The sequence below is a fragment of the Rhodococcus mengyinensis genome, assembly GCF_048381435.1.
Classification (GTDB): Bacteria; Actinomycetota; Actinomycetes; order Mycobacteriales; family Mycobacteriaceae; genus Rhodococcus_F; species Rhodococcus_F opacus_D.
Map to the genome: position 1 here is coordinate 59,746 of NZ_JBLWIT010000101.1, position 14,714 is coordinate 74,459.

The 14,714-nt window shown below is 66.4% G+C and carries 13 protein-coding genes; 3 read left to right on the plus strand and 10 right to left on the minus strand.

Features of this window, described 5'->3' with window-relative positions; all coding sequences use genetic code 11:
• Window positions 1-13 precede the first annotated feature (13 nt).
• Window positions 14-1,045: a hypothetical protein gene (locus ACNJ7E_RS19670; RefSeq protein ID WP_418340780.1), complete on the minus strand. Its 1,032-nt coding sequence runs from the start codon at window positions 1,043-1,045 to the stop codon at window positions 14-16.
• Window positions 1,042-2,367 (minus strand): hypothetical protein, encoded by a 1,326-nt coding sequence (locus tag ACNJ7E_RS19675; RefSeq protein WP_418340807.1) that lies wholly within the window; start codon window positions 2,365-2,367, stop codon window positions 1,042-1,044. The genes ACNJ7E_RS19670 and ACNJ7E_RS19675 overlap by 4 nt, the downstream gene beginning before the upstream one ends.
• 208 nt (window positions 2,368-2,575) lie before the next feature.
• Between ACNJ7E_RS19675 and ACNJ7E_RS19680 the strand changes: the two genes are divergently transcribed.
• Together ACNJ7E_RS19680 and ACNJ7E_RS19685 are read left to right on the plus strand one after the other, a co-directional pair.
• Window positions 2,576-3,118, plus strand: coding sequence for a lipoprotein LpqH (locus ACNJ7E_RS19680; protein ID WP_418340781.1), 543 nt, complete (start codon window positions 2,576-2,578; stop codon window positions 3,116-3,118).
• A 97-nt stretch (window positions 3,119-3,215) separates the two neighbouring features.
• Complete coding sequence (locus ACNJ7E_RS19685) at window positions 3,216-4,019, plus strand: hypothetical protein (RefSeq protein WP_418340782.1); 804 nt, start codon at window positions 3,216-3,218, stop codon at window positions 4,017-4,019.
• A 9-nt stretch (window positions 4,020-4,028) separates the two neighbouring features.
• Here the strand turns inward: ACNJ7E_RS19685 and ACNJ7E_RS19690 are convergent, their stop codons facing one another.
• The gene (locus tag ACNJ7E_RS19690; RefSeq protein WP_283351095.1) at window positions 4,029-4,463 is read right to left on the minus strand and encodes a MarR family winged helix-turn-helix transcriptional regulator; all 435 of its coding nucleotides are present in this window, start codon (window positions 4,461-4,463) and stop codon (window positions 4,029-4,031) included.
• A 99-nt stretch (window positions 4,464-4,562) separates the two neighbouring features.
• Here ACNJ7E_RS19690 and ACNJ7E_RS19695 point away from each other — a divergent pair, with 99 nt between their 5' ends.
• On the plus strand, window positions 4,563-6,704 hold the full coding sequence (locus ACNJ7E_RS19695) for an MMPL family transporter (protein ID WP_418340783.1): 2,142 nt from the start codon (window positions 4,563-4,565) through the stop codon (window positions 6,702-6,704).
• Between the two features lie 472 nt (window positions 6,705-7,176).
• On the opposite strand, the gene ACNJ7E_RS19700 is transcribed toward ACNJ7E_RS19695, so the two are convergent.
• The 7 genes from ACNJ7E_RS19700 to ACNJ7E_RS19730 all read right to left on the minus strand — a co-directional run bounded on the left by ACNJ7E_RS19700 (window position 7,177) and on the right by ACNJ7E_RS19730 (window position 14,713).
• On the minus strand, window positions 7,177-8,001 hold the full coding sequence (locus ACNJ7E_RS19700) for a tryptophan-rich sensory protein (protein WP_418340784.1): 825 nt from the start codon (window positions 7,999-8,001) through the stop codon (window positions 7,177-7,179).
• A gap of 128 nt (window positions 8,002-8,129) precedes the next feature.
• The gene (locus ACNJ7E_RS19705) at window positions 8,130-8,468 is read right to left on the minus strand and encodes a WhiB family transcriptional regulator (protein ID WP_283333101.1); all 339 of its coding nucleotides are present in this window, start codon (window positions 8,466-8,468) and stop codon (window positions 8,130-8,132) included.
• Window positions 8,469-9,162: 694 nt separating this feature from the next.
• Entirely contained in the window at window positions 9,163-10,029 is an 867-nt protein-coding gene (locus tag ACNJ7E_RS19710; RefSeq protein WP_283333100.1) for an SMP-30/gluconolactonase/LRE family protein, read from the minus strand.
• Window positions 10,030-10,041: 12 nt separating this feature from the next.
• The gene (locus ACNJ7E_RS19715) at window positions 10,042-10,254 is read right to left on the minus strand and encodes a Dabb family protein (RefSeq protein ID WP_418340808.1); all 213 of its coding nucleotides are present in this window, start codon (window positions 10,252-10,254) and stop codon (window positions 10,042-10,044) included.
• Window positions 10,255-10,350: 96 nt separating this feature from the next.
• Window positions 10,351-11,982, minus strand: a complete 1,632-nt coding sequence (locus tag ACNJ7E_RS19720) for a flavin-containing monooxygenase (protein WP_418340785.1) — start codon at window positions 11,980-11,982, stop codon at window positions 10,351-10,353.
• Between the two features lie 44 nt (window positions 11,983-12,026).
• Window positions 12,027-13,643, minus strand: coding sequence for an AMP-binding protein (locus tag ACNJ7E_RS19725; protein ID WP_418340786.1), 1,617 nt, complete (start codon window positions 13,641-13,643; stop codon window positions 12,027-12,029).
• Entirely contained in the window at window positions 13,640-14,713 is a 1,074-nt protein-coding gene (locus tag ACNJ7E_RS19730) for an acyl-CoA dehydrogenase family protein (protein ID WP_418340787.1), read from the minus strand. Before ACNJ7E_RS19730 ends, ACNJ7E_RS19725 begins: the two co-directional genes overlap by 4 nt.
• Between the last annotated feature and the right edge of the window lies 1 nt (window position 14,714).

The window sequence follows — 14,714 nt, forward strand, 5'->3', positions numbered from 1 at the left end:
CTGTTCTCCCACGTCAGAAGTCCGAATCCGAGGCGGCCGCGGCTATCTCGGCGAGCAGGGACGCATCCGCCCCGTCGTCGGGTGCCGTCTCCGAAGCCCGGCGCAGCCGCCCGTGGACCAGGGCCCGAACGCGCTCACGGGCCTCCGGGCCTCCGTCGTCGGCGTGACCGTTCACGCCGAACCCGGGCAGGTACACGTCCACGGACACCCCCGATTCCGAGCCCGGTGGTGCGACCGACGCGCCGGACCACACGTCCCCCGACAGCTGCAGCGCGACGTCAGCGGTGCCCGATGCGGTGCCGATCAGCGCGTGTGGACGCACATGCGCCGGCATGGGTTGGGAAAGGCCCGGTGCCGCAACCACACTCACCCGCACGGTCGTGTTCCCGGCGGCGCGCACCACCTCCCACGACACGGCACGCTCGGACGCGTCGACGAGCCCGGGTGGGTACCGGCGCCAGTCGGATCCGGTGGTACCCCGCGCCAGGACGAGCGTGCTCGGCAGCGTCGCGACCGCCGCGCCGGCCGCGAGGGCGTAGTCGTCTGCCCGGCGGGGCCGGTCGGCGGGCGCCGGGCCCGTCGGCACGACAGCGTCGTCTCCGTCGACGAGTAGATCGCATTCCTCGACGAGGGTGGCGATCTCGCCGTGCAACAGCCCCTCGTCGAGCGGGGGGATGGCGTCGATCGTCGAGGCCGGCCACCACCGCGCCGCCCAGTGCGCGTGCGCGAGTCGCCTCGCACCGGCGGCCACCCGCGGTCGCGCCGGCTCGACCGTGACGTCGCGCCCGGAGCCGGCGGCAACGGCGAGCGCGACTTCCTCGCCGAACACGGCCCACACCCAGTTCTGCGCCGACGCGACGTCGTCGAGCACCGCGACCGGGACCGTGTGGTCGGCGAGCACACTCCACGACAGGTGCCCGCCCAGCACTTCCAGCACTGCCACGTGGATGCCTGCGGCGTCGTCCAGGACACTCGGTGCGTCGTCGGGGGCGATGACCCATACCCCGTCGGGTGCGCGCTCGATCCGCACCGTGCCGGGGGTCAACTCGCCCTCGATTCGGGAGCATCTTCCGCATCCGTCAGCGGAACTGCGCTGAGTGCCTGCTTGACCCGCATGCGGTGGTCGAGGATCACCGATCGCGCCACTCCGTCGAGGAGGTCCCAGAGCTCGTCGGGTTCGTGGACCGAGAACTCGCGCACGTCGCGGCCGTGGAGGCGGACCCACAGGCGACGGAGGTAGGGCCGCCACGGCTCGCGGAGTTCGGCGGCGATGGCCGTCAGCGGATTCGCTTCGGGCAGCGACGCGGCGTCGGCGCTCACCGTGAGGCGGCGTGCCTGCAGGACGTACGCCTCCCGTTGCCAGCGGCCGTTGATCACCCGGACGGCGGTGGTGTCCGTGGCCGCGGGGGGAGACGGCGTTCCGATCGGACGGAGACCGGTTGCCAGCCCGGCGCCCGTCGTCGCCGCGACCCGCAGGGATTCGTCGAGAAGCGCCCAGGGCGAGCAACTTCGGGCGATCTCGGTCGTGACCAGTTCCTGGATCGGCGGCAGCTCCGCACGGTCGGTCGACGCGCGGAGCACCGTGAAGACGCGCTCGTAGACGGACCGGTCGAACGGGAGCCCGAGGGCCGAGGTGGACGCCGACGCTCCCAGACGTGGCGGCGCGGGCACGGGATGCGCCGTCAGCCCGAGCCGGTGGGCAGAGGCCGCGGTTGTCCAGAGCGCGATCCCGCGGTGGGTTCCTGCGTGGCCGGCGACCAGGCTGTCGAGTGCCTGCCGTCCGTCGTCGCCGTCCTGGTCCAGGCGCGCGCCGGGACAGGCGTCGAGTACCACGTCGATCGCGTCGGCGTGGTCGACGGTGGCCGCGCCCGACAGCGGTCGCCGCCCCCACGCGACGTCGATCAGGGCGTTCAGCTCGCGTGCCCGTTCCGGGTCGGTGACGTGGGCCTTCAACGCCTGAGTGGTGCGGCCGGCCGCGACATCGTGCACGTCGCGCAGCGTGTCCTCGGCGACGGATTCGCTCCGGAGCGGGTCGGGGGTGCCCGAACCGGTCGCGAGTTCGAAACAGCGTTGGAAATACAGGTCCTGGGGGTTGCCGTCCGTGATGCGCAGCGCCCGGCGAACCCGTTTGAGCAGCGTGAACCAGGCGGCGGTGGCGCGGAGCACGTCGGCGGAGGCGTGCACCCGGGTGGCGAGCAACTGCGCCCCGTCGGCCGTGACGATCGGACCGGCGCACAGCGGGTTCTGCACCGGGCGGATGACCAGCGGATCGAGGATCAGTTTCACGGTGCGGCTCAGGGGTCCGCCGTCCGGCCCACTGAGCGGTTCGACCCCGTCCAGCTCGCGCCACACCTCGTCGAGGACCATCGCTCGCGGTCGCCGAGCAGCCACTGAGCTCCTCGATGCCGTCCGCATTCGAGCAGGCTACCGCAGGGATGCCCGGTCGACGGGGCGACAAATCTGGGATCGGTAGGGCGCGAGACGTTCCTACCTTTCTCACATCGGCTCCAGTCCGCGAGCCGAAGGAATCGACGACGGGCGCCGAGCGCCCCTCACGAAACGTGAAGGACGGATCATGAACAAGATCGTTCGGACTCAGAAGCGCGTCTACACCGCCGGCATCGTGGCAGCGGCCGCTGTCGCCCTGCTCGTCTCGGGCTGCAGCGACACCGGTGACAGCAACTCCGGCGGCGGAAGCTCCGAACAGTCCCCGGCCGCCGCGAACCCGGCGGGCGCGTCCTCGGCCGCGGTCGACGGCAAGGCACTGGAAGCCGACTTCGACGCCACCTGCGCCAAGCAGGGCGACACCCTCGCGTTGGCGCTGGCAGATACCGCCAATGCGACGTACGGCGACCTGGCGGTCTCCGCGACCATCACCGGCGCGGACACCGTGCAGGCCGTCGGAATTGCGGGCAGCAAGGGCGGGTCGAACGGCCTCCCGTACGCCCTCGGCTTCGGGCAGGGAATGCCCGGCGGATCCGCGACCGTCGTGAAGGACGGCGACACCTACACGATCAGCGGCGAAGGCGTCGGCGCGCCCGACATGAGCAACCCGACCGCGCCGAGTTCGTCGAAGTTCGACATCACGTTCGCATGCTCGACCGTCGTGGGCGGCTGAGCCGGCTCACCCCGGGACGCGCGCGGAGTCGCGGCAGTCGAGTTCGCGCGCGTCCCACCCGTTCTTCCCCCCAGTTCAGGCACGGAGAGGACTCATCGTGAAGAAGATCGTGCGTACCGCCGCCCTGGTGTTTCTCGTCGGGTCGGTCGGCTACTACCTGTGGTACGGCCTCGGCGATCGGGGACGGTCGAACTACGGAATCGACGCCCTGTCGTGGGTCGGCCCGCAGATGATCTGGCCGATTGTCGCGGTCAGCGTGGTCGTGGTCTGTTTCGCCCTCACCGGCGACAGCGTGCTGGCGGCATTCACCGGGCGCAACAGTGCCGCGTTCCGGCAGGGCGCCGTCGGGATCGGGACGGTGCGGTCGGTGCGCCAGACCGGCATGACGCTGAACGATCAACCGGAAGTCCGGATCGACCTCTTCGTCGAGGGCGCCGACGGCGAGACCTTCGAATCGAACGCCAGGATGATCGTGCCGCTCACCGAGTTGGCTCTTTTCCGCCCGGGTGTCGTTCTCCCCGTCCGCTACCTGCCGGGGCGCACCGACAAGGTCGAGATCGACAGGTCGGGAGACACGTCGACGGCGCAGGACGCGTTGAACCGATCCATGATTCGTCAGGGGCTCACCACCCCGGGCACGCTCGACATCGCGGCTCGCGGCATCCCCGCGCAGGCGGTGGTGCAGTCGCTCAGTGTGCCCGGCGAGATCCGCAACGGGAATTCGAAGGTCGAACTCGGGCTGGCGGTCACCCGGCCCGACGGCACGACGTTCACCACCCGTGTCGAGAAGTTCCTGCCGCCGCGCAGCGTCGGGCACGTCCAGGTCGGCCGGGTGGTGACGGTCCACTATCTGCCGGCGAACGAGCGGGAGGTCGTCATCGCCCTGCCTGCGAATGTGTGACGACGACGATCAGTCCCGGGGCGGAAGTCCCAGCGACCGGACGAGGAGGAGGAGTTGTTCGCGCAGCGGCCCCACGTCGCCGACGGCGGCGGTGAGGGCCGCATCCTCCTTCTCCAGGGTCAGCAGGCGGCGGTAGATCGCGCGACCCGGCTCGGTGATCGCGACCCGCTTGCGCCGCTCGTCGAGCGGGTCGGTTTCCCGGGTGACGTACCCGGCTCGTTCGAGGCGGTCGATGGTGCGGCTGATGGTCTGGTCCGTCACCCGCGAGGCCTTCGCGATGTCCCGTTGCGAGGCAGGCCGGTCGGCGATCGTGTGCAGGCAGATGAGGCCGGCGTGGGTCATGTTCTGTGACCGGAGAATGTCCTCCCACGAGTGCTCGACCAGCCGCGCAGCCGTGGACAACAGCCGTCCGGTGGGCCACTCGTCCATGCCGTCGCTCGTCATTTCTTCGCCTCCATTTGCAATTTGCTCAGCAGGCTGAACAAAATAGGAACATCGCAATCCGGACATCCGGTCGTCGAACCGTCCAGCATTGGAGAGCACGTGACCACAACTGCCCGCCCGCGCCCGGTTCGTCGCCTGCGGTGGATTCTGCCAGCCCTGCTGGTGATCGTCTGGCTCGCTGTCGGCGGTTTCGGTGGTCCGTTCGCCGGCAAACTCTCCTCGGTCCAGCAGAACGACAGCACGTCGTTCCTGCCCGCGTCCGCCGAGGCCACGGAGGTCTCGGAGCTGCAGAAGGGCTTCACCGACACGCAGTTCGTGCCGGCGATCGTCGTCGCCGAACGGACGTCGGGGATCACCGCGTCCGACACCGAGTTCCTCGCCCGCACCGCGAACTCCTTCGCCGGTTCGGAGGGATTCGGTGACGAGGTGTCACCGCCGATCCCGTCCGCCGACGGCCGGGCGCTGCAGATGTTCGTGCCCGTCGACAGCGCTGGCGAGGTCGGCGACAGCGTCACGGAACTCCGGGACGCGCTCGGCGCCGCACCGGACGGTCTCACCGTCCTCGTCACCGGGCCCGCCGGTCAGGTCGCGGATCTGTCCGCGGCGTTCGCCGGAATCGACGGACTGCTGCTCCTGGTGGCGGGTGTCGTCGTGATCCTCATCCTCATCGTCGTCTACCGCAGCCCGATCCTCCCGTTCGCGGTGATCACCTCCGCCGTCTTCGCGCTGGGACTGTCGAGTCTCCTCGTGTACCTGCTCGCCGACACCGGTGTGATCGCGCTGAACGGTCAGAGCCAGGGGATCCTGTTCATCCTGGTCTTCGGTGCCGCGACCGACTACGCACTGCTGCTCGTGTCCCGCTACCGCGAGGAACTGCGGATCGAGCAGGACAAGTACCGTGCCATGCGGACCGCGTGGCGGGCGACGCTCGAACCCGTCGCCGCCTCCGCGGGCACCGTCATCGCCGGCGTGCTGTGCCTGCTGCTGTCCGATCTCAACTCCAACCGCGGACTCGGGCCGGTGGCGGCCATCGGCATCGCGGCGTCGTTCGTCGCGTCCATGACGTACCTCCCCGCGGTGCTCGTGCTCCTCGGCCGGACGGCGTACTGGCCGAGGAGGCCCGCGTTCGACGCGCGGCACGCCGAGAAGGACGAGGCCGCCGACCACAAGTTCTGGGCCGCGCTCGCGGCACGGATCGGTGCGCACCCGCGCCGTTTCTGGGTGGCGTCGAGCCTGGTGCTGGTGCTCTTCGCGCTCCTGATGCCCCAGTTCGAGGCGAGTGGTGTCGCGGAGTCGGAGACGTTCCTGCTCGACGTCGATTCCGTTGCGGGCCAGCAGATTCTCGGCGATCACTTCGACGCCGGCTCCGGTTCACCGGCGGTGATCATCGCGAACGAGGGCTCCCGCGATGCGGTAGCCGACGCTGCCCGCGTCGATGGGGTCGGCGACATCACCGTCCTGTCGGCCCCCGGCACGCAGGACCCACTGGTGGTGGACGGCCGGGTGGCGATCGAAGCCACCCTGACCGATCCGGTCGATTCCCTCGCGGCCGAGGACACCATCGTCCGCCTGCGTGACGCCGTCCACCCGATCGACGGCGCCGACGCCCTGGTCGGCGGCACCACCGCCACGGACCTCGACACCAAGACCACGTCGACGCGTGACCGCACCCTGATCATCCCCGTCGTGATCCTCGTGGTGTTCGCGATCCTGTGCCTGCTGCTGCGTTCGCTACTCGCGCCGCTGCTGCTGATGGGAACGGTCGTCCTGTCCTTCGCTGCGACGCTGGGCATCTCGTCGCTGGTCTTCGAGCACATCTTCGGGTTCCCGGGTGCCGATCCCGTTGTCCCGCTGTTCGCGTTCGTGTTCCTCGTCGCCCTCGGAATCGACTACAACATCTTCCTCATGACCCGGGTCCGGGAAGAGGCCCGGCGCATCGGCACGCGACGGGGAGCGCTCCGCGGCCTGACCGTCACCGGCGGAGTGATCACGTCGGCGGGAGTGGTTCTGGCGGCGACCTTCTCGGCGCTCGCCGTCATCCCGCTGATCTTCCTCGCGCAGATCGCCTTCATCGTGGCGTTCGGCGTGCTCCTCGACGCACTCCTCGTGCGGTCACTCCTGGTGCCCGCCCTCACCGTCGACATCGGGCAGAAGATCTGGTGGCCGAGCAAGCTCGCCTCGGCACCGGAGCCCGACGAGAACGTCTCTGCGGAGCCGGAATTGGATTCGAGTCGTACGTGAGCGCGCTCGGCGAATGTCGCAAGCGTGATGCCTGCCTGTTCGCTCATGGTCGCGCAGCCGAGCCTGGCTCGATTAACGGCACAGCGGGACTGCGCGGGACAACTCGAATGTCGGTGCAGTCAGTAGGGACGCGACCACGGGCGGTGATCGTCTGGAGGTCCAGTTCTGCGACCCGGGCACGGCCTCTGCCGCCGATCCGGCCCGTCCTGGCCTACCTCGACGAGGTGACGGCCGTGGCGGAAGCGGGATGCGTGAGGTCGCTTCTCGAGCTCGAGAGTTATCGTCCCCTGGTTGGTTGACCTCCGCACAGGACGACTTCGTTCTCGTCGGGACGTTCCATGTTCGGCGTCGGTAGACCAGTGTTTCGAGGAGAAGATGCGGGCGCAGTTGTGGGCGGCCAGGACGGGTGTGATCGGGGGAATCTGTCGGCCACTGCGGATCGCTCGTGGTCGACCTGCCAAGCACTACGCGATTACGGGTTCGTGACCGTGGGCTCGCCGGAACGTGCGCGGGGTAGCCGGGCGATCGCGGTGGCGACGATGGCCAGCGCGGCGGCCGTCAGCGCGGCGATGGCGGCGGGCTGTGAGGTGGAACCGTCGCCGGTGGTCCGCGCGACGGCGATCCATACGAGCCCCCAGACGATGGCTGCTGTGACGGTGAAGCGTCCGTGACCGGCGACGGCAAGGACCACGGCGACCACGGCGACTACGGTGAGGACGAGCACGGCCCAGGTATCGGCCCCGAGAGCGAACGGATCGATCTCGGCGGCGGCCAGGGCGGCAGCGATGTTGGCGACCACCGCGACACACACCCATCCGAGGTACACGAACGCGGTGGCGTCGACCACGATCGCCTCGACACGACTGGACGGCTTCATGTTGGTCAGGATGTCGAACACGACAACCAGCACTGCGAGTAACGCGAAAATGGTCAGGACGCTGAGCCACAGCAGTTCGAACTGCACGCAGACTATCCACGCCGCGTTCAGGATCATCGCCGCGGCGAGCCACCACCCGGCGCGGCGTTGCCGAGGATCGGTGCGGTGCGCGGGCAGTGCCTGCCAGATCGCGAGCGCGAGGAACCCGAGGTAGATCAGGGTCCAGATGGAGAAGGCGGGCCCGCCGGGGGCCACTGCGGTGGCGTCGGCGGCGAGGGCGCCGTCGGCGACCTGGGAGATCGGGGTTCCCACCAGCGCCCCTGAGCCGATGATCGAACCCACGACCGCCACCACCGCGGAGAGGATCACGACGAGCACACGGGCCTCGTCGTTCGGGGATGATTCGATCGATCCGCTCATGGTTACTCCTTTGCGGGAGAACGTCCGTTGTCGACGATAGGGACTTCAGGAGTGCCGTCGGCCGGTTTGTGGAGAGACGTTCGCAGGTTCCGGTGCGGAGCCGTGCCGGGGTATCGATGTCGTGTTCGTCACGTGCGCGAGCAGGGAGAGCGGTGGTGGTGTGGTGCCGGAGCGTGTGTGGCGTCGCGGTGGCGGGCCGGGACGCGGGTGCGTCGGGTGTGGCGGGTGCGCTCGGTTTCGGACATGCCACCCCAGATGCCGTAGGTCTCGGTGGCGGTGAGGGCGTGGGCTCGGCACCGTGCGAGTACGGGGCAGTCCTGGCAGATCTGTTTGGCGGCGCGCTCACGTCGGGCGCGGTCGTGGCCGCGTTCACCGTCGGGGGAGAAGAACAGGTTGGTGTCGGTGCCGCGGCAGGACGCGCGGTGTTGCCAGTCCCGGTCGGGGGAGTGGTGGAAATGATCAGGCACAGCGGGGTGGGTCTCTTTCGGAGGGGACCGGTGGGCCGATCCGTCGGTATGGGCGGAGCGTGCGTGGCTGGCGGGCCTGGGCTTGTTGCCGCCTCCCGGGAAACAACCACGGCGTAGTGCTTTTCCCCGAAGGTGTTGTGCGACAAGACCCCTCGACACATCGCGGTGTCACTTCTGATGCCCGGGAGGCGGCGGTCGGGTAGCGGTAGCGACAGACCTGAGTCCGGGACTGTGATCGGCGGGCACCACGTCCGCAGGTCGTGTCGGTGCATTTGATGCCTGGGCTCGACATCGGTGGGACCGGGACGAACCCGGATGATCCACACTCGATCACCTCTGACGAGGTGGTAAACGGTGTGCAATTGATGGTAGCGACACCGCGAACGTTACCGAAGGGTATCGCTCGAAAGTAACTGGCATCACATCCGCCGTCTCGTTCTGTAGCGTCGTCGGCGACCGGTGTGGGAGCCTGATCCGCCACGTCCGGGATCGAGATGTTGCCTGACTGGCCGGACGGAAATCCGGCGCTTCTCCGGCGGTGTTCGAGGGCAGACATCGGGCGACGGCGTCGGCGGATACCCGACGAGAGGGCTTCGGGCGGGTCGGCGTGAGCGGCATCGACGGTCGAAAAGATCGCCCGCGATGAACCCGGCCTTCTGTGACGATCGTGGTGTTCACGCCTGTCTCCTCACGTTCAGATGGACGCCGGAACTCCGGTGCGCCCGACCTGCGCGACGGCCACATGAGCGGTCGAGCGTCCTTCGTGAAACTCTTCGAGCGTTGTTGTGTTGCAGCAGAGGTAGAGGGTGTCGAGGTTCTCTCCGCCGAAGGCGCACGCCACTGCCCACGTGTCGGTGACCTCGACCTTATCGGTGATCTGGCCGCCTTCGACGACCCGATAGAAGCCACTGTCGGCGCCGAGGGTCAAGGCGTTCCCGAACCAGAGGCCGCCGTCACTATCGAGGGCGATGCCATCGGGATGAAACGATTCGTCGAGCTGCGCCCATACTCGGTGGTTGGTCAGACCGCCATCTTCCGCCATGTCGAACGCGCTGATGCGGTGCGGGAAGGTTTCCGCGACCAGCAGGGTGCCACGGGGGGTACGTGCGCAGCCGTTGGGGAAGATCAGATCTCCAGGAACCTGCGAGACGCTGCCGTCGGCCCGGATGTGAACGAGGTGAGTCGGCTTCGGATCCTCTTCACCGAGCGCGAATCCGAAATTGCCGGCATAAGCGTCGCCCGCCGGTGACACATACAGGTCGTTGCCGATCCCTCCAGCCAGTGCGCTGAAGTCGGCATACTGCTCGAGCTTGCCGCCGGCGGTGATGCGATACACCGACCGCTCGTTTTGCGAGACGACAAGGGGGGTCCCGTCGGGTAGGAAACCGAGTCCGGACGGTCGACCGGGCACTTTGGTTATCGGCGTTGCGGTGCCGTCCTCGGCGAAGGTGAGCACCTGTTCGCTGAAGAAGTCGCTGGCCCAGAATTTTCCGTCATGCCAGCGAGGTGCCTCGAGAAACTGATGCCCGGTCGAGAATACTGTGGGTTGGTAGGTAGCCATCTCGTGAACTCCTTAGTCCGTGCGGGTTGAGGTACTGGACTGGGTCAGCTCCTTGCGGAGAGGGTGGTCGAGATACTGCTGGAAGTCGGCTTCGTCCTGGAAATGGGCAACCAGTGCGTAGCTGACGTTGTTCGGTCGCTTTCCGAGGTCGATACCGTGTCGGACATTGCGCGCGTATGGTATTTGGTCGCCGAAAAATTCGAGATTCTTTTGGAATTCGTCGATTTAACTGGTCGAGATGGACGGCTTTGAAGGTGAATGTCACGACATGCATGAGCATGTCGACCCTCGGGTTCCGATCGGGTGGCGGGTCAGGTGAGTTCAGACGAGTTCGAACTGCTCCTGATATCCACCGGCAGCAGCCTTCTCGAGGATCTCGAGGTATACCGAAAGACCGCCGGGATACATGAGCATTTCGACGGTTTTGCCGGGCACGTTGGCGCCCATGTACCAAGACTTGGCCAGCGGGAACAGGGTGGCCGAGGTCAGCTCTGCGATATGCGCACCCCAATATTGCTGGGCTTCCGGCTTGGCCTCGATACGGGTGTAGCCGTTGTTCCGCATGTGCTCGACGATCTGGATCAGATGTTCGCCTTCAAGTTCGGCGCATGTCGGACCATTGCAGAATGCGTTCGGGCTCTGGGGTCCGTAGACGTACAGGAGATTCGGGAAGCCTACTGTCGCCTTGCCTAGTGCTGTACGGCTGCCGCCGCGGAACACCTCCTCGAAGGTCTCATTTCTGGTGCCGCGAATATCGATGGCAGTCAAGCCTCCGGTGACCGAGTCGAAGCCGGTGGCCAGCACGATGACATCGACTTCGTGTCGGGTACCGTCCGCGGTGACGATGGCGTCACTGGTGACCTCCCGGATCGGATTGGCAGAGGTATCGACGAGCTCGACATTGTCACGGCACAGGATCTCGAAGTAGTTCTGCTCCAAGGAGACACGCTTGACGCCCCACGGATGGATCGGCTCAGTCGGTGCAAGCAGTTCCACCAGCTCCGGCCTGGTGATACGTTGACGTGTCTTGTCCCGCCAGAACGCGTACAGGATGTCGTTGTCGTCCTTGTCGAACAGGACATTCAGGAAGCCACCCAGCCAGGGCTGCAGTCCACCGTTGGTCCAGAGTTCCTCGAGTATTTCGTTGCGACGTTCCTCGGTCAGATCCTGGAGGTTCTCTTTGAGGAAGTCATAATCGAAACCGGCCCAGGTGTTCTTGCGATTGGCGAATCGCTCCGGGTAGGTCTTCTTCATCTCGGCATTGTCCGCCTCGCCAAGCGCCCGCTGATTCATCGGAAGCGCGGTGTTGGGGGTGCGCTGGAACACCGTCAGATGATCTGCGACCTTCGAGGCCTCCTGGATTACCTGGATGCCGCTGGCTCCGGTGCCGATGACGGCGACCCGCTTGCCCGCAAGGTCGTAGCCCTCCAGTGGCCAGCGTGCTGTGTGGAAGCAGTCGCCCCCGAACTTCTCGAGGCCAGGGATGTTGGGGAAGAGGGGCTTGGAGCCGGCACCGAGACACATGATCACGAACCGCGCCTGGGTGGTGAATTCCTCACCGGTGCGCTCGTTGCGGGAGACCAATGTCCACGTATGGGTTTCTTCATCGAATCGGCCTGCCAGGACACGGGTCTCGTAGCGGACGTCTTTGCTCAGGTCGAGCTTCTCGTCGACGTATTCGAAGTAGCGAACCAGCTCGTCACGACCGGGGTACATCTCGCTCCAGTTCCAGTCGCGCCAGAGCTCTTCACGCGAGAACTGGTAGACCGGCGCCCAGGTATCGACGCGTGCCCCTGGATAGGAATTCCAATGCCAGACGCCGCCGAGTCCGGTGCCGGCTTCGTAGATCTTGACGTTGTAGCCGAGGGTGCGCAGCCGGTCGAGCTGGTAGACGCCGGAGAAGCCGCCGCCGATGACGAGGACGTCGAGCTCCTCGAGAAGTGTGGTGTTCACGGGATTTCCTTCCAGAAGGGTACGAGGGAGATGGGGGAGCGCGATCAGACAGCGTTGTCGGAGGTCAGAGCGTCCCGGATTCGGTCACGCAGGACGAACTTTTGGATCTTGCCCGTCGCCGTCCGCGGTAGTTGTTCGACGACTTCGAGCCGCTCGGGCAGCTTCTGGGTAGCCAACCGATGTTCGCGCAGGAACGACGTGAGCTCGTCCAGCGCAGGTGGATGCGCCTGGTCGCTCGGTACCACATAGGCGCAGATGCGTTCGACCATGATCGGGTCGGGCATGCCGATCACCGCGATATCGGCAATACCGGGATATTCGAAGAGCAGGTCTTCGATCTCCTTGGCGGAAATGTTCTCCCCGCCCCGGACGATGATGTCCTTACGCCGACCGGTGATCTGGATGTACCCGTCCTCGTCGATCACCGCCAGATCACCGGTCCGAAACCAGCCACCCGAGGCGAAGGCATCCGCATTGAGTCTCGAATCGAGGTATCCGGTGAACAGGTCAGGGCCGCGAACCTGCAGGTCGCCGACCGCGCCCGGGGAGACGGGAGTGTCGTGCTCATCGACAGTCCTCGCTTCTGCGGACCCGATAGGACGCCCGTCTGTGGTGGCGCGCTTGTCCAGCGGATCGCTCGCGTTTCCGCCGGACAGAGTCGGGAATTCGGTCGATCCGTAGATGCGGGTCGCGGTGCAGCCCAGCTGCTCCTCGGCCTGCCGGATCAGTTCGGGGGGTACGTCGGCGCCACCGCAACCAAAAACCCGCAGGGCGATGTCGTACTCGGCGAGATCCGGGTGGTGTACCAGTCCGTGCAAGAAGGGTGTGGCACCGATGACGAACGTGCAGCGTCGGCGTTGCAGCAACTCCAGGCCGGCGCCGGGGTCCCAGATATCTTGGAACACGACATGGCTGCCGAGCATGAACGGCAACTGCAGTCCGTACAGAATTCCGGTGATGTGACCGACCGGTGAGGGCATGTACACGATGTCCTCGCCGGTTAGATCGAAGAGTTCGATGATGCTCCGGTTCTCGTAATCCAGGCTTTCGTGGGTGTGTAGAGCACCCTTCGGATCGGAGGTGGTTCCGGACGTGTACAGAAGCAATGCGATATCGGTGCTGGCGTGCTCGACGGGATTGTCGAGTGGAGTTGCGCCCGAGAGGAGGTGGTCGAACTCGTTGTCGGAACCGCGAACGGTGATCACATGCTCGAGGTCGGGAAGCGTGGGCGCCAGCTCGTCGAACATCCCGCGGTGGTCGAAGGTGCGGAACATGCCGGGCACAAACGCGATTCGCGCTCGCGACTGCTTCAGAATGAACTGCACTTCGCGATGTCGATAGATCGGGATGATCGGGGTGGAGACGGCGCCGATCCGCAGCGCGCCGTGATGTACGACGATCGCTTCGAGCCAGTTCGGCAACTGCCACACCACCGAGTCGCCCGGCCGGATCCCACGCTCGAGTAGCACACCGGCCAACCGGCGGATCATGGCGTCGAGTTCGGCATAACTGACCTGACGATCGCCATCGACCACAGCCAGCCGATCAGGGTGATGGTGTGCATACTCGGCCAAAGCAGAATCGATCGTGCTGTGGCTCCACTCGCCGCTGGTGAGGTAGCGGTTGCGGCGCGCGGAATCGGTGTGAGTTGCGGTGATCATCGGTCGACTCCGTCGGTCAGGCGCCGCGAACCGATGAGTGCGTGGAGTTCGTGCTCGTCCCCATACCAGGTCCGCAGGGCGAGGACGCGCCGGTAGTACCAGTGTAGGTCGTATTCGGTGGTGAAGCCGATCCCGCCATGCAACTGCAAGGCGTCCTCGACCACCTGTCGTCCGGCGCCGGCGGCATAAGCCTTGGCCGTCCACGTTGCCATCTCGATGTCGAAATCAACCTCAGCAGAGGCAATATCGGAAACCGTTGCCTCGCAGAGCGCCTCCATCGAGATGGCCGCCTGTGCCATCGACGCCGCAATGTGTTTCACGGCTTGGAAGGATCCGACGGGCTTGCCGAATTGCTGGCGCTGCGCGACGTACTCGACAGTTTTCTCGAGCATGCGGCGGGCGATACCACTGATTTCGCACGCGGTGAGAAGCCGGAACCATGCCCGGATCTGTCGTAGGAGTGTGGCCGCTTCGATTCCGGTGGCGAGGATCTCGGCGTCGGCGACAGTTCGCGATGCGATCTCCAGGCGCACGTAATGCGATGTGGGATCAGAACTGGTGATCGGCGTGAGCACCAGCGCCGGGTCACTGCCCGGTAGGAGCAGCAGCGCCGGTCCGTCCGGGCCGTCGACTGCCAGTACCAGCGAGTCGGCCTCGCCGCCGAAGCGTACGAGTTCGATCGTTCCCTGGATCTGCCCCGATTCCATGTGCACGGAACCGATCGAGGATGCCCAGTCGAGGGTGACGGCAGGGTCGGCGAAGGCGACGAGCGAACCGTCGGGAATGTCGAGGTACGCCGGCAGGATCAGTTGCTCGACCAGGGGGCCGGGTACGAGCCGATCACCGACCAAGGCGATCAGACCGGCGACCGCGGTCAGGTCGATTCCTAGACCACCGCGGTTTTCGGGGCGGGTCAGCTCGGACCAGCCGAGGTCGTCGAGTTCGGCCATCAGCTCCAGGTCCCAGCCGCCGCCGCTGAGCAGGGCATGGCGGTAGTCGGATGTGACACGGCGGTCAAAGAATTCGCGGATCGGGGTGACGAGGTCCACGTCAGCTACGGTGAGACTCATC

Bases quoted from the DNA above. Each gene is read 5' to 3' on its own strand.
- ACNJ7E_RS19675 (WP_418340807.1), bottom strand. From the start codon at position 2,367: ATGGTCCTCGACGAGGTGTGGCGCGAGCTGGACGGGGTCGAACCGCTC.
- ACNJ7E_RS19680 (WP_418340781.1), top strand. From the start codon at position 2,576: ATGAACAAGATCGTTCGGACTCAGAAGCGCGTCTACACCGCCGGCATC.
- ACNJ7E_RS19690 (WP_283351095.1), bottom strand. From the start codon at position 4,463: ATGACGAGCGACGGCATGGACGAGTGGCCCACCGGACGGCTGTTGTCC.
- ACNJ7E_RS19700 (WP_418340784.1), bottom strand. From the start codon at position 8,001: ATGAGCGGATCGATCGAATCATCCCCGAACGACGAGGCCCGTGTGCTC.
- ACNJ7E_RS19710 (WP_283333100.1), bottom strand. From the start codon at position 10,029: ATGGCTACCTACCAACCCACAGTATTCTCGACCGGGCATCAGTTTCTC.
- ACNJ7E_RS19725 (WP_418340786.1), bottom strand. From the start codon at position 13,643: ATGATCACCGCAACTCACACCGATTCCGCGCGCCGCAACCGCTACCTC.
- ACNJ7E_RS19730 (WP_418340787.1), bottom strand. From the start codon at position 14,713: ATGAGTCTCACCGTAGCTGACGTGGACCTCGTCACCCCGATCCGCGAA.